General features: G+C 61.9%; 17 protein-coding genes and 1 pseudogene. 8 read left to right on the top strand and 10 right to left on the bottom strand.

The genetic code is table 11. The features are described from left to right. Positions 1–46: 46 nt before the first annotated feature. From alaC to hmpA, 8 genes are all read right to left on the bottom strand, one after another. On the bottom strand, positions 47–1,255 hold the full coding sequence (alaC, locus tag ACI2JX_RS15080) for an alanine transaminase (protein ID WP_186554118.1): 1,209 nt from the start codon (positions 1,253–1,255) through the stop codon (positions 47–49). A 334-nt stretch (positions 1,256–1,589) separates the two neighbouring features. Further along, positions 1,590–2,477, bottom strand: a complete 888-nt coding sequence (gene cyoE, locus ACI2JX_RS15075) for a heme o synthase (RefSeq protein ID WP_312152488.1) — start codon at positions 2,475–2,477, stop codon at positions 1,590–1,592. An 11-nt stretch (positions 2,478–2,488) separates the two neighbouring features. Continuing rightward, on the bottom strand, positions 2,489–2,821 hold the full coding sequence (gene cyoD, locus ACI2JX_RS15070) for a cytochrome o ubiquinol oxidase subunit IV (protein ID WP_186554120.1): 333 nt from the start codon (positions 2,819–2,821) through the stop codon (positions 2,489–2,491). Continuing rightward, a complete protein-coding gene (gene cyoC, locus ACI2JX_RS15065) occupies positions 2,821–3,444 on the bottom strand; it encodes a cytochrome o ubiquinol oxidase subunit III (protein WP_186554121.1) in 624 nt (207 codons plus the stop codon). Before cyoC ends, cyoD begins: the two co-directional genes overlap by 1 nt. Before the next feature lie 3 nt (positions 3,445–3,447). Then, entirely contained in the window at positions 3,448–5,466 is a 2,019-nt protein-coding gene (gene cyoB, locus ACI2JX_RS15060; protein WP_186554122.1) for a cytochrome o ubiquinol oxidase subunit I, read from the bottom strand. A 3-nt stretch (positions 5,467–5,469) separates the two neighbouring features. After that, entirely contained in the window at positions 5,470–6,414 is a 945-nt protein-coding gene (cyoA, locus tag ACI2JX_RS15055; protein WP_186554123.1) for a ubiquinol oxidase subunit II, read from the bottom strand. 557 nt (positions 6,415–6,971) lie between these two features. Next, on the bottom strand, positions 6,972–7,478 hold the full coding sequence (locus tag ACI2JX_RS15050) for a disulfide bond formation protein B (protein WP_186554124.1): 507 nt from the start codon (positions 7,476–7,478) through the stop codon (positions 6,972–6,974). Between the two features lie 339 nt (positions 7,479–7,817). Further along, on the bottom strand, positions 7,818–8,990 hold the full coding sequence (gene hmpA, locus ACI2JX_RS15045; protein WP_404690382.1) for an NO-inducible flavohemoprotein: 1,173 nt from the start codon (positions 8,988–8,990) through the stop codon (positions 7,818–7,820). A 154-nt stretch (positions 8,991–9,144) separates the two neighbouring features. Here hmpA and norR point away from each other — a divergent pair, with 154 nt between their 5' ends. From norR to ACI2JX_RS15025, 4 genes are all read left to right on the top strand, one after another. After that, positions 9,145–10,695: a nitric oxide reductase transcriptional regulator NorR gene (gene norR, locus ACI2JX_RS15040; RefSeq protein ID WP_404690381.1), complete on the top strand. Its 1,551-nt coding sequence runs from the start codon at positions 9,145–9,147 to the stop codon at positions 10,693–10,695. 117 nt (positions 10,696–10,812) lie between these two features. Next, the gene (locus ACI2JX_RS15035; RefSeq protein WP_264234784.1) at positions 10,813–11,712 is read left to right on the top strand and encodes a chemotaxis protein; all 900 of its coding nucleotides are present in this window, start codon (positions 10,813–10,815) and stop codon (positions 11,710–11,712) included. 122 nt (positions 11,713–11,834) lie between these two features. Continuing rightward, the gene (locus ACI2JX_RS15030; protein WP_264234783.1) at positions 11,835–12,146 is read left to right on the top strand and encodes a hypothetical protein; all 312 of its coding nucleotides are present in this window, start codon (positions 11,835–11,837) and stop codon (positions 12,144–12,146) included. Next, on the top strand, positions 12,143–12,877 hold the full coding sequence (locus ACI2JX_RS15025) for a YkgJ family cysteine cluster protein (RefSeq protein ID WP_404690380.1): 735 nt from the start codon (positions 12,143–12,145) through the stop codon (positions 12,875–12,877). Before ACI2JX_RS15030 ends, ACI2JX_RS15025 begins: the two co-directional genes overlap by 4 nt. A 171-nt stretch (positions 12,878–13,048) precedes the next feature. On the opposite strand, the gene ACI2JX_RS15020 is transcribed toward ACI2JX_RS15025, so the two are convergent. Further along, positions 13,049–14,170, bottom strand: coding sequence for a methyl-accepting chemotaxis protein (locus ACI2JX_RS15020; RefSeq protein WP_372353303.1), 1,122 nt, complete (start codon positions 14,168–14,170; stop codon positions 13,049–13,051). A 180-nt stretch (positions 14,171–14,350) separates the two neighbouring features. Then, positions 14,351–14,632: pseudogene (locus tag ACI2JX_RS15015) on the bottom strand (PAS domain-containing protein); the annotation flags it as partial. Positions 14,633–14,853: 221 nt separating this feature from the next. Between ACI2JX_RS15015 and ACI2JX_RS15010 the strand changes: the two are divergent. The 4 genes from ACI2JX_RS15010 to ACI2JX_RS14995 are packed head-to-tail and all read left to right on the top strand — an operon-like array spanning position 14,854 to position 21,177. Further along, positions 14,854–16,017, top strand: coding sequence for an efflux RND transporter periplasmic adaptor subunit (locus tag ACI2JX_RS15010; RefSeq protein ID WP_368973012.1), 1,164 nt, complete (start codon positions 14,854–14,856; stop codon positions 16,015–16,017). Then, positions 16,014–19,106, top strand: a complete 3,093-nt coding sequence (locus tag ACI2JX_RS15005) for a multidrug efflux RND transporter permease subunit (RefSeq protein ID WP_392463453.1) — start codon at positions 16,014–16,016, stop codon at positions 19,104–19,106. Before ACI2JX_RS15010 ends, ACI2JX_RS15005 begins: the two co-directional genes overlap by 4 nt. Before the next feature lie 9 nt (positions 19,107–19,115). After that, positions 19,116–19,790, top strand: coding sequence for a heavy metal response regulator transcription factor (locus ACI2JX_RS15000; RefSeq protein ID WP_186554133.1), 675 nt, complete (start codon positions 19,116–19,118; stop codon positions 19,788–19,790). Then, on the top strand, positions 19,765–21,177 hold the full coding sequence (locus ACI2JX_RS14995) for a heavy metal sensor histidine kinase (RefSeq protein WP_404690379.1): 1,413 nt from the start codon (positions 19,765–19,767) through the stop codon (positions 21,175–21,177). Before ACI2JX_RS15000 ends, ACI2JX_RS14995 begins: the two co-directional genes overlap by 26 nt. Positions 21,178–21,193: the final 16 nt, after the last annotated feature.

Raw genomic sequence — 21,193 nt, 5'->3', positions numbered from 1 at the left:
TCAAGCTGGCGTTGAAGCGGGCTTGCCCCGCGATAGACGTAAAGCCTTACTTGTGGGTCAAGCCATCCGCCCGGAACATCTGGCGGATACCCCGAATGGCCTGGCGAATACGGTCCTGGTTCTCGATCAGGGCGAAGCGCACATGGTCATCGCCGTAGTCACCAAAGCCGATGCCCGGCGACACGCAGACCTTGGCTTCAGCCAGCAGCTTCTTGGCGAACTCGAGCGAGCCCAGGTGCGCATAAGCCTCGGGAATCTTCGCCCAGATGTACATCGAGGCCTTGGGGTTTTCGACCATCCAGCCCAGCTCGTGCAGCCCCTTGACCAGCAAGTTGCGCCGCTGCCGATACTGCTCGGCGATGTCGCGCACGCATTGCTGGTCGCCTTCCAGTGCGGCGATGGCCGCGACTTGCAGCGGGGTGAAGGTGCCGTAGTCGTGGTAGCTCTTGATCCGCCCCAAGGCACTGACCAGCTCAGGGTTGCCGACCATGAAGCCAATGCGCCAGCCTGCCATGTTGTAGCTTTTGGACAGGGTGAAGAACTCCACGGCAATGTCCTTGGCCCCCGGCACCTGCATGATCGAAGGCGCCTTCCAGCCGTCATAGACGATGTCGGCGTAGGCCAGGTCGTGCACCACCAGCACATCGTACTGTTTGGCCAAAGCGACCACGCGCTCGAAGAAATCCAACTCGACGCACTGGGCGGTCGGGTTGGACGGGAAGCCCAGGATCATCATCTTCGGCTTGGGGATCGACTCGCGGATCGCCCGCTCCAGCTCGTTGAAGAAATCCACCCCAGGCACCAGCGGCACCGAACGGACCTGGGCGCCGGCGATCACTGCGCCGTAGATATGAATCGGGTAGCTGGGGTTGGGCACCAGTACCGTGTCGCCATGATCGAGGGTGGCGAGCATCAGGTGCGCCAGGCCCTCTTTGGAGCCGATGGTGACGATGGCTTCGCTTTCCGGGTCGATCTCGACCTCGTAGCGCTCCTGATACCAACGCGAAATCGCCCGACGCAGGCGCGGGATGCCGCGGGAGGTGGAATAGCCGTGGGTGTCTTCGCGCTGGGCGACTTGCACCAGCTTCTCGACGATGTGCGGCGGCGTGGCGCCATCGGGGTTACCCATGCTCAGGTCGATGATGTCCTCGCCACGGCGGCGAGCAGCCATCTTCAGTTCGGCAGTGATGTTGAACACGTACGGGGGGAGACGATCGATGCGCGCGAAGCGGCGCGGCGAACCTTGGTCGGCCATGATTTCCTCGAGAGACGTTAGCGCCCGGAACCGTCCGAGCGACGCTGGCCGCTGTGGCGGCCTGATTCAGAAGATAATGCCGAAACACTATTAATGCAAAAGATAATTTCCTGTTTTTTATATATTTTACAGGCATATTTTTTGAAAACTTTAGATCCATATTTGCGGTATCGGCCTCTTCGCGGGCAAGCCCGCTCCCACAGAATTCCCACAGCCTTTGAAGCTTGCACTGTACCTGTGGGAGCGGGCTTGCCCGCGAAGAGGCCGGTACAGGAAAAACAGGCAAAAAAAACCCCGGCACATGGCCGGGGTTTTTTCGTGTAGCAGGCGACTATCAGCGTGCGTAGGTCATCAGCACGTCAGCTGCGGTCTGGCTATCCACCGACATCATCACGCTCAGGGCGGTGACGGTGAGGATGGAGAAACCAAATACCTTGCGCGCCCACTTGCTGTCGTCTTCAGCCTTGTAACCACCCCAGGCCATGTACAACCAGTACAGGCCCATGGCAGCCGCTACGGCCAGATAACCCAGACCGGCGTAACCGCCGAGGGTGAGCATCAGGGTCGCCAGGACAAAGGCCAGGACATACAGCACGATCTGCTTCTTCGCCGCCAGGACTCCGCGCGCCACCGGCAGAACCGGAATCTTGGCTGCCGCGTAGTCGTTGAAGCGGAAGATCGCGATGGCAAAGCTGTGCGGCATCTGCCACAGGCTGAACATCACCAGCAGGGTTACTGCAGCCAGGTCGAAGCTGTTGCTCACGGCGCAGTAGCCGATCACCGGAGGCATGGCACCCGACAGGCTGCCAACCAAGGTGCCGTGCACCGATTTGCGCTTCAGCCAGAGGCTGTAGAAACCGACGTAGACGATGAAGCCTACAGCTGCGCAGAACGCCGACAGCGGATTAGCCTGGACATACAGCAAGCTGAAGCCAGCCACCCCCAGGAGGGTGGCGTAGATCAGCGCGAGGGGCAGCGACATGCCGCCCTGAACCATGACGCGGTTCTTGGTACGTTCCATCTTCACGTCGATGTCGCGGTCGATGCAGTTGTTGAACACGCAACCGGACGCTACCACCAACGAAGTACCAACAACCACCGCCAGGAACAGGGCGAAGTCCACATGCCCCTTAGCGGCAAGGAAGAAACCGCCTGCCACGGAAAGCACGTTACCGAAAATGATCCCCGGTTTGGTGATTTGGATAAAGTGCTTCACGGACATGCAGTCTTACCTCACTTGGCCATCATTTCGAAGTGGATGCTGAACATGATCCACAGCGACAGGCCGACCAGCAGTGCAATTACCAGAACGGTGAACAGGAACGTCGAGACATTGGAACGCTGCTCTTTCGAGCGGTCCATGTGCAGGAAGTAAACCAGGTGCACCACTACCTGAATGACGGCCATGGCCACCACGATCAGGACAGTCAGGTTCTTCGGCAGGGTCGGATACATCACCAGGCCGAACGGAATCGCGGTCAGGATGATCGACAGTACGAAGCCGATCATGTACGACTTCACGCTGCCGTGGTTGCCTTCATGATGAGTGTCATGTGCATTAGCCATTACAGAACCCCCAGCAGGTAGACGACGGTGAACACGCAGATCCAGACCACGTCCAGGAAGTGCCAGAACAGGCTCAGGCAGCTCATGCGGGTCTTGGCGGTCGGCGTGATGCCGTGCTTGTTGATCTGATACATCATGATCGCCATCCAGATCAGACCGGCAGTCACGTGCAGACCGTGGGTACCGACCAGCGCGAAGAACGCCGACAGGAAGCCACTGCGCTGCGGGCCGTAGCCTTCAGCGATCAGGTGATGGAACTCATAGATTTCCATCGCGATAAACGCAGCACCGAACAGGAAGGTGATAGCCAACCAGCCCAGTACACCGGCTTTCTTGCCATCGAACATCTTCAGCATGGCGAAGCCGAAGGTGATCGAGGACAGCAGCAGGAACGCGGTTTCAACCAGCACGAAGTCGAGCTGGAAGATGTCGTGACCCGACGGGCCGCCGGCGAAACCGCCGGACAGCACCGCGTAGGTGGCGAAGAGCGACGCAAACAGGATGCAGTCGGTCATCAGGTACAGCCAGAAACCAAGTACGGTCATCTGGCCCGAGTCGTGGTGGTGATCGTCGTGCCCATGGTCATGACCATGAGCGTCACCGTGGATTACTTGACTGGACATTGATTACACCCGTTCAAACGATTCGACACGTGCGCCGGCAGGCAGAGCACCTGCTTGGGCCAGCGCTTTCATGCGCTCGCCTTCGATGCGCGCCACTTCTTCAGCCGGAACCATGTAGCCCTGGTCGTCACGTGCAGCGTGGCGAACGAAGACTGCGATAGTTGCTACCAGGCTCGCGCCTACCAGCCACCAGATGTGCCAGATGAAGGCGAAGCCGAAGACGGTCAGCAGCAGGCCCATGAACAAACCGGTAGAGGTGTTGCTCGGCATGTGGATCGCTTCGTACTTGGCCGCAGGCTTGTAGGCCACACCGGCTTCCTTGGCTTCGTGCCAGGCGTCCAGACCAACTTTCTCAGGCATGTGAGCGAAGTTGTAGAACGGAGGTGGCGAAGAAGTCGACCATTCCAGGGTACGGCCGCCCCATGGGTCGCCAGTGACGTCCATGTTCTGCTTGCGATCGCGAACCGATACGTAGATCTGGATCAGCTGGCAAGCGATACCGAACAGGATCAGCACGGCGCCGACGACGGCAACGTACAGGTAGGGTTCCCACAGCGGGTTGTCGGAGTGGTTCAGACGACGGGTCATGCCCATGAAGCCCAGGGCGTACAGCGGCATGAACGCAACGTAGAAGCCAGAGATCCAGAACCAGAAGGCAGCCTTGCCCCACTTCTCGTTCAGGGTGAAGCCGAAGGCTTTCGGGAACCAGAAGGAGAAGCCAGCGATGTAGCCGAAGACCGCACCACCGATGATCACGTTGTGGAAGTGGGCAATTACGAACAGGCTGTTGTGCAGAACGAAGTCAGCACCTGGAACAGCCAGCAGAACGCCAGTCATACCACCGATCGAGAAGGTAACCATGAAGCCCAGGGTCCACATGATCGGCGCGGTGAAGCGCAGACGGCCCTGGTAGATCGTGAACAGCCAGTTGAACAACTTCACACCGGTCGGGATGGAGATCAGCATCGTCGCCAGGCCGAAGAAGGTGTTGACGCTCGCGCCGGCACCCATGGTGAAGAAGTGGTGCAGCCAAACGGCAAAGCCGAGGATGGCGATCGCGCCCGATGCGTAGATCATCGAGTGGTGGCCAAACAGACGCTTGCCAGCGAAGGTCGAGGTGACTTCCGAGAACACGCCGAAGGCCGGCAGAATCAGAATGTAAACCTCAGGGTGACCCCACGCCCAGAACAGGTTGACGTACATCATCGGGTTCCCACCAAGCTCGTTGGTGAAAATGTGGAAGTCCAGATAACGGTCAACAGTCAGCAGAGCGAGTGCAGCGGTCAGGATCGGGAACGAAGCTACGATCAGCACGTTGGCCCAGGTGCAGGTCCAGGTGAAGATCGGCATGTCCATCAGCTTCATGCCTGGAGCGCGCATTTTCATCACGGTGACCAGGAAGTTAACGCCGGTCAGCGTTGTCCCCAGACCCGATAGCTGTAGCGCCCAGATGTAGTAGTCGACACCTACCCCAGGACTGTACTGAATACCCGCAAGCGGCGGATAGGCAACCCAGCCGGTCTTGGCGAACTCACCAACACCCAGGGAGATGTTGACCAGCAGCACGCCTGCCAGCAGCAGGTAGAAGCTCAGGGAGTTGAGGAACGGGAAGGCCACGTCACGTGCACCGATCTGCAGAGGAACCGCAAGGTTCATCAGACCAGTGAAGAACGGCATCGCCATGAAGATGATCATGATCACACCGTGAGCGGTGAAGATCTGGTCATAGTGTTCAGGCGGCAGGTAGCCTTCGGAGCCACCGGTGGCGGCAGCCAGCTGGGTCCGCATCATGATGGCGTCGGCAAAGCCACGCAGCAGCATGATCATGGCGACGATGATGTACATCACGCCGATTTTCTTGTGGTCGACCGTGGTCAGCCACTCGGTCCACAAGTAGGTCCACTTGCGGAAGTAGGTGATCAGACCTACTACAGCGATACCACCGAGCGCGATCATGGCAAGTGTCACCATGACTATCGGCTCGTGATACGGGATCGCCTCCAGACTTAATTTACCGAACATCTCTTACTCCTCTGCCCCGGCAGCTGGTTGCTTACTCGACTCCACACCCTGGGTTGTGGCCAGATCCTTGCTGCCTTCTTCTTCGTGGCTCGGACGACCGCGGTTCATACCTTCGTACTTGTCGACGATGATCTGGAACTGGTCAGCCGAAGCCTCGCTGTACAGCGCGACTGGGTTGTATTCGCTTGGTTTGGCCAAGGCTTCGTATTCGGCCTTGTCCAGCTTCTTCGGCGACTGCTTGACTTCAGCGACCCACTTCTCGAAGTCAGCTTGGGAGGTTGCAGTGGCCTTGAACTTCATACCGGTGAAACCGGCGCCGCTGTAGTTGGCGCTGATACCGTCGAACTCACCGTTCTCGTTAGCGATCAGGTGCAGTTTGGTAGTCATACCGGCCATGGCGTAGATCTGACCGCCCAGGCCTGGGATGAAGAAGGAGTTCATCACAGCGTCGGAGGTGACGCGGAAGTTGACCGGGGTGTTAGCTGGGAAGACGATCTTGTTGACCGTGGCAATGCCCTGCTCCGGGTAGATGAACAGCCATTTCCAGTCCAGCGCGACCACGTCGATCTGCACCGGCTTCACATCGGAATCCAGTGGACGGTACGGGTCCAGCTTGTGGGTGGACAGGTAGGTGAAGTACCCCAGGGCGCAGATGATGATCACCGGGATGATCCAGATCGCCAGCTCGATCTTGGTCGAGTGCGACCAGTCGGGGGTGTAGGTGGCTGCCTTGTTGGAAGCACGGTACTTCCAGGCGAACGCCAGGGTCATGATGATGACCGGCACGACCACCAGCAGCATCAAGCCGGTAGCGATCAGGATAAGGTTCTTTTGCTCAATGCCGACCTGGCCCTTCGGGTCGAGCAGGGTCCAGTTGCACCCACTGAGTAAAAGCATGCCTAAAAAGGGCAATATGCCAAACAGTCTGGGGTAACGCTTTTTACTCATCTCACGACCTCTAGATCAGCTTGCTTCAATGCAATAGTGTTTTGTTCGCCAACACTTCGTCCTGCCAAGCGTTAGCAATTTGGGCTCGAATTCGCTCCTGCCTGGGGTCCGACTGCAGGACCTGGCGTTGAGCGGGCTTTACGGTGCTTTTGGTTTCGTAGGCAAACGGCCTGTACTTCAGACCAAGTCCATTTGGTGCGGGAAAACGCGGAGGGGTGTCCGCCCGGTATCGCCGTTGGGCGAAACTTGACGAAGTCAGCAAAAAGGAGCCGTGGCTTCCTTCAATCCTGCGACTTGCAAGCAGTGCCGAACGGAAATTGGGGGCGATTGTAGATAGGTCGCCCCCCCTTTACTATGACTTATTGAGCAACAGTCTTTTACAGAATGCGTAACAATCCTGCTCAAAAAATCAACTTCGCGACAGTTTGTCGCACCCCTCCCAGTAGGCCTGAAACCCGCATTCTGCAAGGCTTTGTGTTTGATCTGGATCAACTGGGAGGCGAGATCAGGTGATTCTCTCGCGGTGCAACAGACTTGCGCGAATTCGGGACTTTGGTCTAAGCCCCGCGGCGGTTGCGATAGATGCCTAGCGGCACCAGGATGGCGGTCAGGATGAACGCCACCAGCGCCCATTGCGCCAGCGACAGACCCAGGATCGGCGGATACGGGGTGCTGCAGAAACCCTCGACCTGGAACGCCAGTGGCCAGACCTTGGCCAGGGGCAAGTCGTCGACGATCGGTTGCAGGGTATCGATGCCGCAACTGACCGCAGGGTTGGCGAGTATATACACATGGCGGCCAGCCGCAACGATTCCGCCGATGGCGCTGAGCATGACCAAGCCTTCGAACAGCGTCAGGCTGCGCTTGCCCGGCATGGCCGCTGCGATGAACGCGAACACCGCGATCAGCAGCAAGGCGTAGCGCTGCAGGATGCACAACGGGCATGGCGCCTCGCCGAGCACGATCTGCATGTAGAGCGCGCCGCCGATCAGGGCGAGACAGATCACCCCCAGCAGCACCAGGAAGCGCCGTTCACGATTGAGGCGCGATGTTTGTTCGTTCATTGCCGATTCCTTCGATGGAGAGTGGCAGCGCTGAGGCCGACCTGGGCGCCAGTCTACACGCTGAACATGACCTTGAATGTCGAAGGAGTGGCGTGACGGCACTATCCGCAGAGCTCTAGGACCAGACGGATCGACGTCAGTTCAACGTCGGCCATGCACAAATGGCGACGCGAATGCCGGACAGGCGCAAGCCCCTCGACACCCGCGAGTGAAGGATACAGTGATTAAAGCGCGATTAAGGATGAAACATCTGCAGCAGCCATCGCGGGGCAAGCCCGCTCCTACGCTATCGCGTGGGAGCGGGCTTGCCCCGCGATGATGCTGCACCTGCCAGGAGGATTACTCCAATGCAGCCGCCGGCCCAAAGAACTCGTAGCGGCTCTGCGCCTCTGGCACACCTAGCCCTTTGAGCTGACGCTTGATCGCCGCCATGAAGGCCTTAGGCCCCAGGAAGTAGGCATCGACGTCGCGTTCCTGCGGCAGCCACTGCGCCAACAGTTCCTCGTTCAACAAGCCCACCGCATCGGCATCACCGCCCTCCTCGGCATGGCAATAGAAACGCTTGAGCTGCGGATGGCGCGCAGCCAGGCCGTCAATCCAGTCACGGAAGGCATGCACCGCGCCATTACGCGCACAGTGAATGAAGTGCACCGGACGCTCGGTAGCAAGCGCCGCTTGCAGCATCGCCAAGGTCGGAGTGATGCCCACCCCACCGCTGATCAACACCAGCGGCTTGTCGCTCTGCGCCAGGGTGAAGTCGCCTGCAGGCGGGAACAGGGCGATGGTATCGCCTACCATGAACCCGTTATGCAGGTAGTTGGACACCTTGCCACCGGCCTCACGCTTGACGCTGATGCGGTATTGCTCGCCATCGCACAAAGCCGAGAGGGAATAGTTGCGACGCTGCTCGGCACCGTCGATAAACAGTTGCAGACCAATGTACTGGCCCGGTTCGGCCTTGAGCACCGGCTTGCCATCGACCGGGGCGAAATAGAAGGAGACGATCTCGCTGCTCTCTTGCTCGCGGCGCACCAGGCGGAACTCGCGCGTGCCGCGCCAGCCGCCTGCGGCTTCTTCTTTCTGTTTGTAGAGGTTTTCCTCGGCGCCGATCAGGATATCGGCCAACTGACCATAGGCCGCGGCCCAGGCATCGATCACCTCAGGGGTAGCGATGTCCTTGCCAAGCACTTCTTCGATGGCGCGCAGCAGGCAGCGCCCCACGATCGGGTAGTGTTCGGGCAGAATCTGCAGCGCTACGTGCTTGTTGATGATCTGCCCAACCAGCCCGCCGAGCTGCTCGAGCTGATCAATGTGGCGGGCGTACATCAATACACCGTTGGCCAGGGCGCGCGGCTGGTCGCCGCTGGCCTGGTGGGCCTGGTTGAAAAGCGGGCGTACCTCGGGGTACTCGCTGAGCATCATCTTATAGAAGTGGGTGGTCAGCGCCTCGCCACCGCTTTCCAGCAGAGGGACAGTGGCTTTGATGATTGCACGTTGTTCGGCATTGAGCATTGCGACAACTCCTGAGCCTGTGGCTTCGAATGGATGCCTTGGCTATTACAGCAATCGTGCCAACTCTAAAACCCAGCGTATTCGGGGCTTCGCGGGGCACAGTGTCAAAATGACAACGGCAGGCGTATAGTCATAACGACCAAAAGGAGTCTTTATGACCGCAAAACCGTTGCTCACTGCCCTCCTCCCCCTAGTCAGCGACCTGTCGCGCGACCTGCCCGACCAAGAGCGCTATCGCCGCCTATTGCAGGCCATGCGCGATTTGCTGCCGTGCGACGCCGCTGCCTTGCTGCGCCTGGATGGCGAGTGGTTGGTGCCGCTGGCGGTCGACGGCCTCGCCCCTGACACCTTGGGCAGGCGCTTTCGGGTCAGTGAGCACCCGCGCTTCAAGATCCTGCTCAGCCGCAGCGAGCCGACGCGCTTTGCCAGCGACAGCCAACTGCCTGATCCCTATGACGGCTTGGTCAATGCACCCGACGCCGACCTGGAAGTACACGATTGCATGGGCTGCCCGCTGATGGTCGATGAACAGCCCTGGGGCCTGCTGACCCTGGATGCCTTGACCCCCGGTCAGTTCCAGAGCCTGGAGCTGGATGCCCTGCAAGCGTTCGCCAGCCTGGCAGCGGCCACGGTCACCGTGGCCGAGCGCATCGAGCATCTGGCTCTGCGCGTGGAAGACGAACAGCAACGCGCCGAGGTCTATCGCCAGGCCAGCGGGCAAGACAAGGAGTTGATCGGCCAGAGCAAGGCGCACAAACGCTTGGTAGAAGAAATCCGCCTGGTAGGCGGCAGTGACCTGACCGTATTGATTACCGGAGAGACCGGCGTCGGCAAGGAGCTGGTGGCCCAAGCCCTGCACCAGGCCAGCAGCCGCGCCGACAAGCCACTGATCAGCCTCAACTGCGCGGCCCTGCCCGACACCCTGGTCGAAAGCGAGCTGTTTGGCCATGTCCGCGGGGCGTTCACCGGTGCCCATGGCGAACGACGTGGAAAGTTCGAACTGGCCAATGGCGGTACGTTGTTTCTCGATGAGGTGGGCGAGTTGTCGCTGACGGTACAGGCCAAGCTGCTACGCGTGTTGCAAAGCGGCCAGCTACAGCGCTTGGGGTCGGATCGTGAGCACCAGGTCGATGTCCGGCTGATCGCCGCGACCAACCGCGACCTGGCCGATGAGGTGCGCAACGGCCGCTATCGCGCCGATTTCTATCACCGGCTCAGCGTGTATCCGTTGCAGGTTCCACCGCTGCGCGAGCGCGGCCGTGATGTGCTGCTGATTGCGGGCTACTTCCTGGAGCAGAACCGTTCGCGCCTGGGCCTGAATAGTTTGCGTCTGAGTCATGAGGCCCAGGCGGCGCTGCTGGCGTATGACTGGCCGGGCAATGTGCGTGAATTGGAGCACCTGATCGGCCGCTCGGCACTCAAGGCCCTCGGGCAGCACCCGCAGCGGCCACGGATTCTTACCTTGGAGGCTGCGGACCTGGATCTGCGTAGTGTGCTGCCCACCAATGCCGCGCCGGTTGAAAGCGCGCAAGTCTTGGCCAGCCTGCCCGAGGGTGGCCTGCGGGAAGCGCTGGATGATTATCAGCGGCAAGTGATCGAAGCGTGCCTGGCGCGCCACGACGGTAACTGGGCGGCAGCGGCACGTGAATTGGGGCTGGATCGGGCCAATTTGAGCCGGGTGGCCAAGCGCTTGGGGCTGCGCTGAATTGGGGTGGGCCTGCTTTGCAGCCCATCGCAGCGGACCGAAAAACCCCTAAAGCCAAGCCAGCACAGGCCGATAACCCGGCATCCTCTCTTTTCCTGACACACGCAAAGGTTGCCCATGGCCACGCAAAATGCCCGCGCGGACTCGTTGTCCCTGCTGCTGTTCACCCTGCGCAGCGGCAAGCTGATGGCTATCAACCTGCTCAAGGTCAGCGAAATCATCACCTGCCCGCCGCTGACCAAGCTGCCGGAATCCCACCCTCACGTAAAAGGCGTGGCGACCCTGCGCGGCAATTCGTTGTCGGTGATCGACCTGTCGCGCGCCATCGGCGAGCGACCGCTGGCCGACCCGGACGGCGGTTGCCTGATCGTCACCGAGATCAGCCGCTCGCGCCAGGGCCTGCACGTGCAGGCGGTGAGCCGCATCGTGCATTGCCTGAGCACCGACATCAAACCGCCGCCCTACGGCTCGGGCAACCGCTCGTTCATCACCGGCGTGACCCGGGTCGATAACACCCTGGTACAGGTGCTGGACATTGAAAAGGTCATCCATGCCATCGCCCCCCCTCAGCCCGAGCCGCATCCCGGCGAGCTGAGCGAGGAAGATGCCAGCCTGTTGGCCGCCGCCAATATCCTGGTCGTCGACGACAGCCAGGTAGCCCTGCAGCAATCGGTGCACACCCTGCGTAACCTGGGGATCGAGTGCCACACCGCGCGCAGTGCCAAGGACGCGATCAATGTGCTGTTGGAGCTGCAAGGCACCGAGCGCGAGATCAACATCATCGTTTCCGACATCGAGATGTCGGAGATGGACGGCTACGCCTTTACCCGCACCCTGCGCGAGACGCCCGACTTCCAGCACCTCTATATATTGCTGCACACCTCGCTGGACAGCGCCATGAGCAGCGAAAAGGCCAAGACCGCCGGCGCCAATGCGATCCTCACCAAGTTCTCCTCGCCGGACCTGACCGACTGCCTGGTGACCGCCGCACGCACCGTGGTGTTCGCTGAGCACTGACAGTTATGCCAGTAGGCAAGCTGGGCCACCCTGATATATTCAGCGACAAACTCCCAGGCTTGATGCCTGGGGAGACTGGGGCATAATTCGCGCCCCTCGGATGTTTTATGCCGGTATCGCGTATGAAGTATTTCAGCTTTCTCCTGATCGCCTGCGCCCTGTCCACAGGTGTCGCCCAGGCCTCCAGCAGCCAGGCCTGGAACGAGTATCGCCAACAGATGCTCAAGGACTGCCTGTCCGCCAGCCAACTCAAGGACGCCCACGCCCGCGGTAAGCCAGCCGAGTTCGACGACCAGGTCGGTTTCAGCGCCCTGCTGATCGAAGGCGTCTATCCGCAGAAGCACATGCAGCAACGCACCGGCACTGAGCTGTGCCTGTACGATCGTCAACACAAGAAGGCGTTCGTCAGCGAGTGGAACCCAGGCGCCAAGTGAACGACAGCATTCGTTTTTCCTGCACCGGTTGCGGCAAGTGCTGCACCGGCCATCATGTTCCGTTGACCTTGGCCGAGTCGCGCCAATGGGCGGCGGCTGGTGGCCAAGTAGTGGTATTGCTCGAGGGTTTCGTCACCGATGGCCCGGGCATGCCGGTCGAGCAACGCGAGCACGTGCTGGGGCGTTCGCACCCGGTCAGTTGCGGCACTGGGCAAATGCGCGTGTCAGTGACTTTCGCTGCATTCAATCCCGGGCGCTGTCGCAATCTCGATGCGCAGGACCTGTGCACTATTTATGAGACGCGGCCTCTGGTTTGTCGCATCTACCCGGCAGAGATCAACCCGCACCTGCCACTGCGCCCGGAAAACAAAGACTGCCCGCCCGAAGCCTGGGAGCAGGGGCCGGAATTGATCCATGGCCAGGTACTGGCGGATCCGCAGCTGGTCGCGCTGATTGCCGCGTCGCGCCAGGCGGATAGGGACGATATCGCGGCCAAGGTGGCGATTTGTCAGGCGCTGGGCATGACCACCAGCGCGCTGAAGGGCAATGGCTTTACCGCCTATTTGCCGGAAATGGCGGCTTTCGCTAATGCGCTGGAGCAGGTCATCAGCGATGATCGTGCGCCTTGGACTGTGCATGTAGCGGACTCAGAGCTCGCCAGTACCCTTGTGAGTCACGGCCTGCAAATCACCGCCGAGCCGCCTGTCTATTATGCCTTCATAGGTTTCTGAGGCAGCGCCGGCCTCATCGCGGGGCAAGCCCGCTCCCACGCAATTGTGAGCTGCGCCCCAGATGATGGATGGGTGTCCAACATCTGGGGCGCAGCTCATTGCTCCTGGATTCAACAACATGCGTGGGAGCGGGCTTGCCCCGCGATGAGGCCGGCACGGGCACAGCAAGGATCACTGACAGCGCCGCCAGAACTCATCGGCCAAGCGCCGCAGATCCTGCGCCAAATCCGCCACATCACTGGCCCGGGTATGACTGCGCTGGCCCACATCGACGGTCGCCTCACTGGCCTGGCGAATGCTGACGATGTTGCGGTTGATGCTCTCGCTGACCTGACTCTGCTGCTCTACCGCCGCCGCAATCTGCAAGCTCATCTCGTTGATCTGGTTGACCCGCACGCTGATGCTATCCAGCGCGCCGCTGGCCAACTGCGCCTGGCTCACGCTGTGTCCTGCGTGGGCGCTGCTCTGCTGCATCACCTGCACGGCAGCACGCGCGCCTTCCTGCAGGGCGCCAATCATGCGTTGGATTTCATGGGTCGACTGCGCCGTGCGCTGGGCCAAGCCGCGAACCTCGTCGGCAACCACGGCAAAGCCGCGCCCCTGATCGCCGGCGCGCGCCGCTTCGATCGCAGCGTTCAAGGCCAGCAGGTTGGTCTGCTCGGCAATCCCGCGAATGACATCCAGCACTCCGGAAATCTCGCTGCTGTGGCCCTCCAACTGCTGCACCACTTCACTGGCCTCTACCAACGAGCCTGCCAGATCCTGGATCGCGCAGCGATTGCGGTCGACCAACTGGTGGCCGGCCTGGGTCTCGTCCTCAGCCTGGTCAGCGGCCATCGAGGCCAACTGGGCGCTACTGGCAACCTGGGCGACGCTGGCGCTCATCTGGTGGATCGCGGTGGCGACTTGATCGGCTTCGTTCTGCTGATCCAGGCTGTTGGCGTGACTGGCCTGCAGGGCATTGACCAAGGCTCCGGAATGGCCAGCCAGACGCGCCGAGGTATCGCCGATACGCCCAACCACCGCGCCCAGCTGCGCCTTGAGCATACGCATGGCGAACTCGATCTGGCCGATGCCGTCGCGCCGTCCGGTATACAGCTGCTGGCTCAGCGGATTGTCGGCAATGCTCAGCGCCTGGCGGCGCAAGCGCTCGAACGGGCGCAACACCAGCACAATCGCCAGACTGCTCAAGCCAGCGGCCAACAGCAACTCCAGCAATGCAGCCTGCCAAGGCGTGCCCAGCCACCAATGCCCAGCGCCGAGCACCACCACCAAGGCGGCCGCCACCGCCACGCATGCGCGCAGGCCCAAGCCCACCACCGGCAAGCGCTGGCGCCAACCTCGCCGCCCCGCGCGCAAGCGTGCATAACAGTGCTCGGCGGCGGCGACCTGCTCTGCAGTCGGCCGGGTGCGCACCGACTGATACTCGACGGTATTACCGCCACTACTGATCGGCGAAACGAAGGCGCTGACCCAATAGTGATCGCCATTCTTGCAGCGGTTCTTGACCAGTCCCATCCATGAACTGCCGGCCTTCAGCGCCCGCCACATCTGCTCGAACGCCTGCGGCGGCATGTCGGGGTGGCGCACCAGGTGATGCGCTTGGCCGAGCAATTCGTCGCGGGCAAAGCCACTGATGCGCACGAAATCGTCATTGGCATAGGTGATCAGGCTGTCCAGGTCGGTGGTGGACAGGATGTTCGCATCGCCGGGGTACTCCACTTGGCGACCGGTAACAGGCACATTGCACTTCATCGGCGGCTCTCGTTCTTGTCGGGAAGATCGGCAGGGCGTTCGACTCTATGGCCAACTAGCAGAGAAACATTGATCTGGGGCAGCATATTGGCATTTCGCCACTAACCTGCCGAAACTGTCAGCGCCGTCAGCTTGGCGTCACGCTGGCGACCCGATCACAGCGCTATAAGCTTGAGTACAGACATCCGTTTTCTCACCCCCCGCCTACGGTGCCCGACCCGATGCGACGTCCGTCCCGCTCTGTGTTTCTTGCCGCCCTGGCGCTCATTGCCCTGATTGGCGCAGGCGGCTGGCTGAGCCAACGCCAATCGGCGCCGGCCGTCCGTGCGCAAACGGCGATTCCAGTGCGGGTGGTCAGCGTCGCCCAGCAGGATGTGCCGCGCTATGCCAGCGCCATTGGCTCGGTGCTGTCATTGCACAGTGTCGAGATTCGGCCACAGGTCGAAGGCGTGCTGACCCAAGTGCTGGTCAAGGAAGGCCAGTGGGTTAAGCAGGGGGACCTGCTCGCCACCCTCGACGATCGGGCTATCCGCGCCAGCCTCGACCAGGCGCGTGCCCAGCTCGGCCAGAGCCAGGCGCAGCTGCAAGTGGCCGGGGTCGATCTTAAGCGCTACAAGCTGCTCAGCAGCGACGATGGCGTCTCCAAACAGACCCTCGACCAGCAACAGGCGCTGGTCAATCAGTTGCAAGCCACCGGCAAGGGCAACCAGGCGGCCATCGCCAATGCCCAGGTACAGCTTTCTTATACGCAGATCCGCTCCCCGGTAACCGGGCGAGTTGGCATACGCAATGTCGACCCCGGCAACCTGGTGCGCACCAGCGATACCCAGAGCCTGTTCAGCGTGACCCAGATCGACCCGATCGGCATCGAGTTCGCCCTGCCCCAGCAGATGCTGCCGACCCTGCAAAGCCTGCTCAAGGCGCCAACCCCGGCCGTGGTCCAGGCCTACCTGGATGCCGACGGCGAAAGCAAACTGCTCGCCGAGGGACATCTGGCCCTGATCGACAACCAGATCTCGGCCACCACCGGCACGCTGCGGGTCAAGGCCGAATTCGACAACCAGGATGGGCTGCTCTGGCCCGGCCAACTGGTGACGATAAAGCTGCGCACCGCGGTCGAAGAAAGCGCGCTGGTGGTACCGCCACCCGTGGTCCAGCGCGGCGTCGACGGCCATTTCGTCTACCGCCTGGACGGCGACAAGGTCACCAGTGTGCCGGTCAAGGTGCTGTTCCAGGACAGTACGCTGAACATCATTGCCGGGGTCAAAGCCGGTGATCGGCTGGTACTCGATGGTCAGTCGCGGCTCAAGCCGGGGGCTCACGTCGAAGTGCTGAGCGACGCGCCCAACAGCACTGAGATGGCCGATCGCAGGGCGCAGCCATGACTACCCGCAACGGTCTTAGCGCCTGGTGCATCGACCACCCAGTCGCCACCCTGCTGCTGACCTTCGCCCTGGTCCTGCTTGGCGCCATCGCTTTCCCACGCTTGCCCGTGGCACCCTTGCCAGAGGCAGATTTCCCGACCATCCAGGTTACCGCGCAGCTGCCCGGCGCCAGCCCGGAAACCATGGCCTCGTCGGTGGCCACGCCACTGGAAGTACAGTTCAGCGCCATCCCCGGCATGACCCAGATGACCAGCAGCAGCGCGCTGGGCTCGACCAACCTGATCCTGCAATTCACCCTCGACAAGAACATCGACACCGCCGCCCAGGAAGTTCAGGCGGCGATCAACACCGCCACCGCACGCCTGCCCCAGGACCTGCCCAACCCGCCGACCTGGCGCAAGGTCAACCCGGCCGACAGCCCCGTGCTGGTACTCACCGTCAGCTCCGCGCAGATGCCCGGCAACGAGCTGAGCGACTACACCGAGACCTTGCTGGCGCGACAGTTGAGCCAGATCGACGGGGTTGGCCTGATCAACATTACCGGCCAACTGCGCCCGGCGATCCGCGTCCAGGCCCAGCCGGAGAAACTCGCCGCCATCGGCCTGACCCTGGCCGACCTGCGCCTGGCTATCCAGCAGACCAGCCTGAACCTGGCCAAGGGCGCGCTGTACGGCGAGCACAGCGTGTCGACCCTGGCCGCCAACGACCAGCTGTTCCACCCCGAGGACTACGCAAAGCTGATCGTCTCCTACCGCGACGGCGCGCCGGTACACCTGTCGGATGTGGCCAAGGTGATCCAGGGCGCGGAAAACGCCTACGTCAAATCCTGGTCTGGCGATCAGCCCGGGCTGAACCTGGTGGTGTTCCGCCAGCCTGGGGCGAACATCGTCGATACCGTCGACCGGGTGCTGGAGGCGCTACCCCGTCTGCAGGAAATGCTCCCGGCCTCGGTCGAGGTGTCGGTGCTGCAAGACCGCACCCAGACCATCCGCGCCTCGCTGCATGAGGTGGAACTGACCTTGATGATCGCGGTGATCCTGGTGATCGGCGTGATGGCGTTGTTTCTGCGCCAATGGTCGGCGACCTTGGTGGTGTCCAGTGTTCTGGGCGTGTCGCTGATCGCCAGCTGCGCGCTGATGTATATCTTTGGTTTCAGCTTGAACAACCTGACCCTGGTGGCCATCGTCATCTCGGTAGGCTTCGTGGTCGACGATGCGATCGTGGTGGTAGAGAACATCCACCGCCACCTGGAGGCTGGCGACGACAGCCGCACCGCGGCAATAAAAGGCGCCGGCGAGATCGGCTTTACCGTGATATCGATCAGCTTCTCGCTGATCGCCGCATTCATCCCTCTGTTGTTCATGGGCGGCGTGGTTGGACGGCTGTTCAAGGAGTTCGCCCTCACCGCGACCTCGACCATCCTGATTTCGGTGGTGGTATCGCTGACCCTGGCGCCGACCCTGTGCGCGCTGTTCATGCGCCGGCCACCCAAGGAGCATCACGACGGCTTCGGCGAGCGCCTGGTGCGCTGGTACGAAAAAGGCCTGAACCGCGCCCTCGCCCATCAACGCCTGACCCTCGGCGTGTTCGGCCTGACCCTGGCGCTGGCGGTGGTCGGCTACGTGGCCATCCCCAAAGGCTTCTTCCCGCTGCAAGACACCGGTTTCATCCTCGGCACCAGCGAGGCAGCGGCCGACGTCTCTTATCCGGCGATGATCGAAAAGCATCAGGCGCTGGCCAGGATCATCGAGGCTGACCCTGCGGTGCGCGCCTTCTCCCACGCGGTGGGGGTCACCGGCAACAACCAGACCATCGCCAACGGCCGCTTTTGGATCGCCCTCAAGCCCCGTGGCGAGCGCGATGTGTCGGCCAGCGAGCTGATCGACCGGCTGCGCCCGCAACTGGCGAAAGTCCCCGGGGTGGTGCTGTACATGCGTGCCGGGCAGGATATCAACCTCAGCTCCGGGCCCTCGCGCACCCAGTACCAGTACGTGCTCAAGAGTAATGACGGCGTCGCCCTGAACCTCTGGACCCAGCGCTTGACCGAGCGCCTGCGCGAGATCCCGGCGTTTCGCGACCTGTCCAACGACCTGCAGTTGGGCGCCAGCGTCACCCGCATCGAGATCGACCGCCAGGCCGCAGCGCGCTTCGGCCTGACCACCACCGATGTCGACCAAGCGTTGTATGACGCCTTCGGCCAGCGGCAGATCAGTGAATTCCAGACCGAGACCAACCAGTACAAAGTGATTCTCGAACTGGATGCCCGCCAGCGTGGCAAGGCCGAGAGCCTCAATTACTTCTACCTGCGCTCACCGCTGACCAACCAAATGGTGCCACTGTCGGCCCTCGCGCACGTCGCCGCGCCAAGCACCGGGCCACTGTCGATCGCCCATGACGGCCTGTTCCCGGCCGCCAACCTGTCGTTCAACCTGGCGCCCGGGGTAGCCCTGGGCGATGCGGTGCGCATCCTCGACCAGACCCAGCGCGAACTGGGCATGCCCGACTCGATTGCCGGCAACTTCCAGGGCGCCGCCCAGGCCTTCCAGAGTTCGCTGTCGAGCCAGCCGTGGCTGATCCTCGCTGCGCTGGTGGCGGTGTACATCATTCTCGGCGTGCTCTACGAGAGCTTCGTCCACCCGCTGACCATCATCTCCACCCTGCCCTCGGCCGGCCTGGGGGCGTTGATCCTGCTGTGGGCGATGGGTCAGGACTTCAGCATCATGGGCTTGATCGGCGTGGTGCTGCTGATCGGCATCGTCAAGAAGAACGGCATCCTGTTGATCGACTTCGCCCTGGAGGCGCAGCGCAAGCAGGGCCTTACTCCGGAGCAGGCGATCCATCAAGCGTGCTTGACGCGCTTTCGGCCGATCATCATGACCACCCTGGCCGCCTTGCTCGGCGCAGTCCCGCTGATGTTCGGCTTTGGCACTGGCGCTGAGCTGCGCCAGCCGCTAGGCATTGCGGTAGTCGGTGGGCTGGTGGTGAGCCAGGCGCTGACGCTGTTCACCACCCCGGTCATATACTTGGCCCTGGAGCGTCTGTTCCATCGCCGCCAGGCCGCCACCGCAGCCGCGCCGAACGCCAGTTGAGACAAGAGCATGCGTGTACTGATCATCGAAGACGAAGAGAAAACCGCCGACTACCTGCATCGCGGCTTGAGCGAACAGGGCTTTACCGTCGACCTGGCCCGTGACGGCATCGACGGCCTGCACCTGGCCCTGGAAGGCGACTACGCGGTGATCGTCCTCGACGTCATGCTGCCCGGCCTGGATGGCTACGGCGTGCTGCGCGCATTGCGTGCACGCAAGCAGACGCCGGTGATCATGCTGACCGCCCGCGAGCGCGTCGAAGACCGCATCCACGGCCTGCGCGAAGGCGCCGACGACTACCTGGGCAAGCCGTTTTCGTTCCTTGAGCTGGTCGCGCGCCTGCAAGCACTGACGCGCCGCAGCAGCAACCATGAGCCCTTGCAGGTGCAGGTCGGCGACTTGTGGATCGACCTGATCAGTCGCAAGGCCAGCCGCGCCGGGCAACGTCTGGAGCTGACCGCCAAGGAGTTCTCGCTGCTCAGCGTGCTAGCCCGCCGCCAGGGCGAAATCCTTTCCAAGACCGCCATCGCCGAGCTGGTCTGGGACATCAATTTCGACAGCGACGCGAATGTCGTCGAGGTGGCCATCAAACGCCTACGGGCCAAGCTCGACGGGCCGTTCGACAACAAGCTGCTGCATACCATTCGAGGCATGGGCTATGTCCTGGAAAACCGTGCCGGCTAACTCCATCGCCCTGCGCCTGGCGGCGCTGTTTCTGCTGGTGGCGATGGGCGTGTTCCTGCTGATCGGCACTGCCCTGTATCGTCAGGTCGACCGCAGCCTGGACATGCTCCCGGCGGCCGAGCTGGATGCGCGCTTCAGCGTGCTGGAGTCGACCCTCAATCGCTTCGGCACCCGCGAGCATTGGGTGAAGATTCACAACAAGCTCAACCTGCTGAGCGAAGAAGACCGGCGCATTCGCTTCTGGGTGGTGAGCAGCGATCCGGCCTACGAGTATGGCAAACCGACCGAGCAGGTCCGCGCCTTCGCCGAAGGCGCGCAGGGCATGCGCGATCTGCGCCTGGCCGACAGCCCCTATCCGTACAAAGTGCTGGTCAGCGAACTGCCGGCCCTGGGTGAGCGGCCAGCCCTGCGCTTCATGATCGGCATCGATACCGAAACCTTCTGGCAGGCCCAACACAGCCTGCTGGTGGCCATCGTCGGCCTGGCCGTGCTTGGCGTGCTGCTGGCTGCGGTGCTCGGCTACTGGGTGGCGCGGATCGGCCTGCGGCCGTTACTGGCGCTGTCCAATGAAGCGCAAGCCTTGGCCCCCCCGCGCCTGGACGGACGCCTGCAAACCCACGATCTGGCACCTGAGCTGGCGCAGTTCGCTGGCGCCTTCAACGCAGCGCTGGACCGGGTCAGCCTGGCCTACTCGCGCCTGGAAGCATTTAACGCCGATGTCGCCCACGAACTGCGCTCGCCGCTGACCAACCTGATCGGCCAGACCCAGGTGGCGCTGACCCGCGGACGCAGCGCCGAACACTACTTCGAGGTTCTGCAATCGAACCTTGAAGAGCTCGAACGGCTGCGCAGCATCATCAACGACATGCTGTTTTTGGCCAGCGCCGACCAGGGCAGCAAGGCCACCTCGCTGACCCAGGCGTCACTGGCCGAAGAAGTCGCCACCACCCTCGACTACCTGGACTACATCCTTGAAGACGCCCAGGTGAAGGTCAGTGTCAGCGGCGATGCGCTGGCGCCGATCGAGAAAGCCCAACTGCGCCGGGCACTGATCAACCTGCTCAACAATGCCGTGCAGCACACCGCGCCCCAGCAAATCATCGCGGTGCACATCGAGGCAGGGCCGGAGCATGTCAGCATCGCCGTGAGCAACCCGGGCCCCGCCATTGCCGACGAGCACCTGGCGCTGTTGTTCGAACGCTTCTACCGGGTCGATGCTGCCCGCACCAATACCGGCAGTGGCAATCATGGCTTGGGCCTGGCAATCGTCAAGGCCATCGCCTTGATGCATGGCGGGAGTGTTTTCGTGCGCAGCGAAGGCGGCGCCAACACCTTTGGTATTCGCCTGCCGAGCGCTCAAGTCCGCGGGTTTGCGCCGCAGAACTGAGGAGTTCGCGACATAT

This window comes from Pseudomonas sp. NPDC088890 (assembly GCF_044900155.1).
Taxonomy (GTDB): Bacteria; Pseudomonadota; Gammaproteobacteria; order Pseudomonadales; family Pseudomonadaceae; genus Aquipseudomonas; species Aquipseudomonas urmiensis.
This window is presented reverse-complemented; position numbering and strand designations above follow the sequence as displayed.

Bases quoted from the DNA above. Each gene is read 5' to 3' on its own strand.
- cyoE (WP_312152488.1), bottom strand. From the start codon at position 2,477: ATGTCCGTGAAGCACTTTATCCAAATCACCAAACCGGGGATCATTTTC.
- hmpA (WP_404690382.1), bottom strand. From the start codon at position 8,990: ATGCTCAATGCCGAACAACGTGCAATCATCAAAGCCACTGTCCCTCTG.
- ACI2JX_RS15010 (WP_368973012.1), top strand. From the start codon at position 14,854: ATGCGACGTCCGTCCCGCTCTGTGTTTCTTGCCGCCCTGGCGCTCATT.
- ACI2JX_RS15030 (WP_264234783.1), top strand. From the start codon at position 11,835: ATGAAGTATTTCAGCTTTCTCCTGATCGCCTGCGCCCTGTCCACAGGT.
- ACI2JX_RS15005 (WP_392463453.1), top strand. From the start codon at position 16,014: ATGACTACCCGCAACGGTCTTAGCGCCTGGTGCATCGACCACCCAGTC.
- cyoB (WP_186554122.1), bottom strand. From the start codon at position 5,466: ATGTTCGGTAAATTAAGTCTGGAGGCGATCCCGTATCACGAGCCGATA.
- ACI2JX_RS15000 (WP_186554133.1), top strand. From the start codon at position 19,116: ATGCGTGTACTGATCATCGAAGACGAAGAGAAAACCGCCGACTACCTG.
- cyoA (WP_186554123.1), bottom strand. From the start codon at position 6,414: ATGAGTAAAAAGCGTTACCCCAGACTGTTTGGCATATTGCCCTTTTTA.
- cyoC (WP_186554121.1), bottom strand. From the start codon at position 3,444: ATGTCCAGTCAAGTAATCCACGGTGACGCTCATGGTCATGACCATGGG.
- cyoD (WP_186554120.1), bottom strand. From the start codon at position 2,821: ATGGCTAATGCACATGACACTCATCATGAAGGCAACCACGGCAGCGTG.
- ACI2JX_RS15035 (WP_264234784.1), top strand. From the start codon at position 10,813: ATGGCCACGCAAAATGCCCGCGCGGACTCGTTGTCCCTGCTGCTGTTC.
- alaC (WP_186554118.1), bottom strand. From the start codon at position 1,255: ATGGCCGACCAAGGTTCGCCGCGCCGCTTCGCGCGCATCGATCGTCTC.
- ACI2JX_RS15050 (WP_186554124.1), bottom strand. From the start codon at position 7,478: ATGAACGAACAAACATCGCGCCTCAATCGTGAACGGCGCTTCCTGGTG.
- norR (WP_404690381.1), top strand. From the start codon at position 9,145: ATGACCGCAAAACCGTTGCTCACTGCCCTCCTCCCCCTAGTCAGCGAC.
- ACI2JX_RS14995 (WP_404690379.1), top strand. From the start codon at position 19,765: ATGTCCTGGAAAACCGTGCCGGCTAACTCCATCGCCCTGCGCCTGGCG.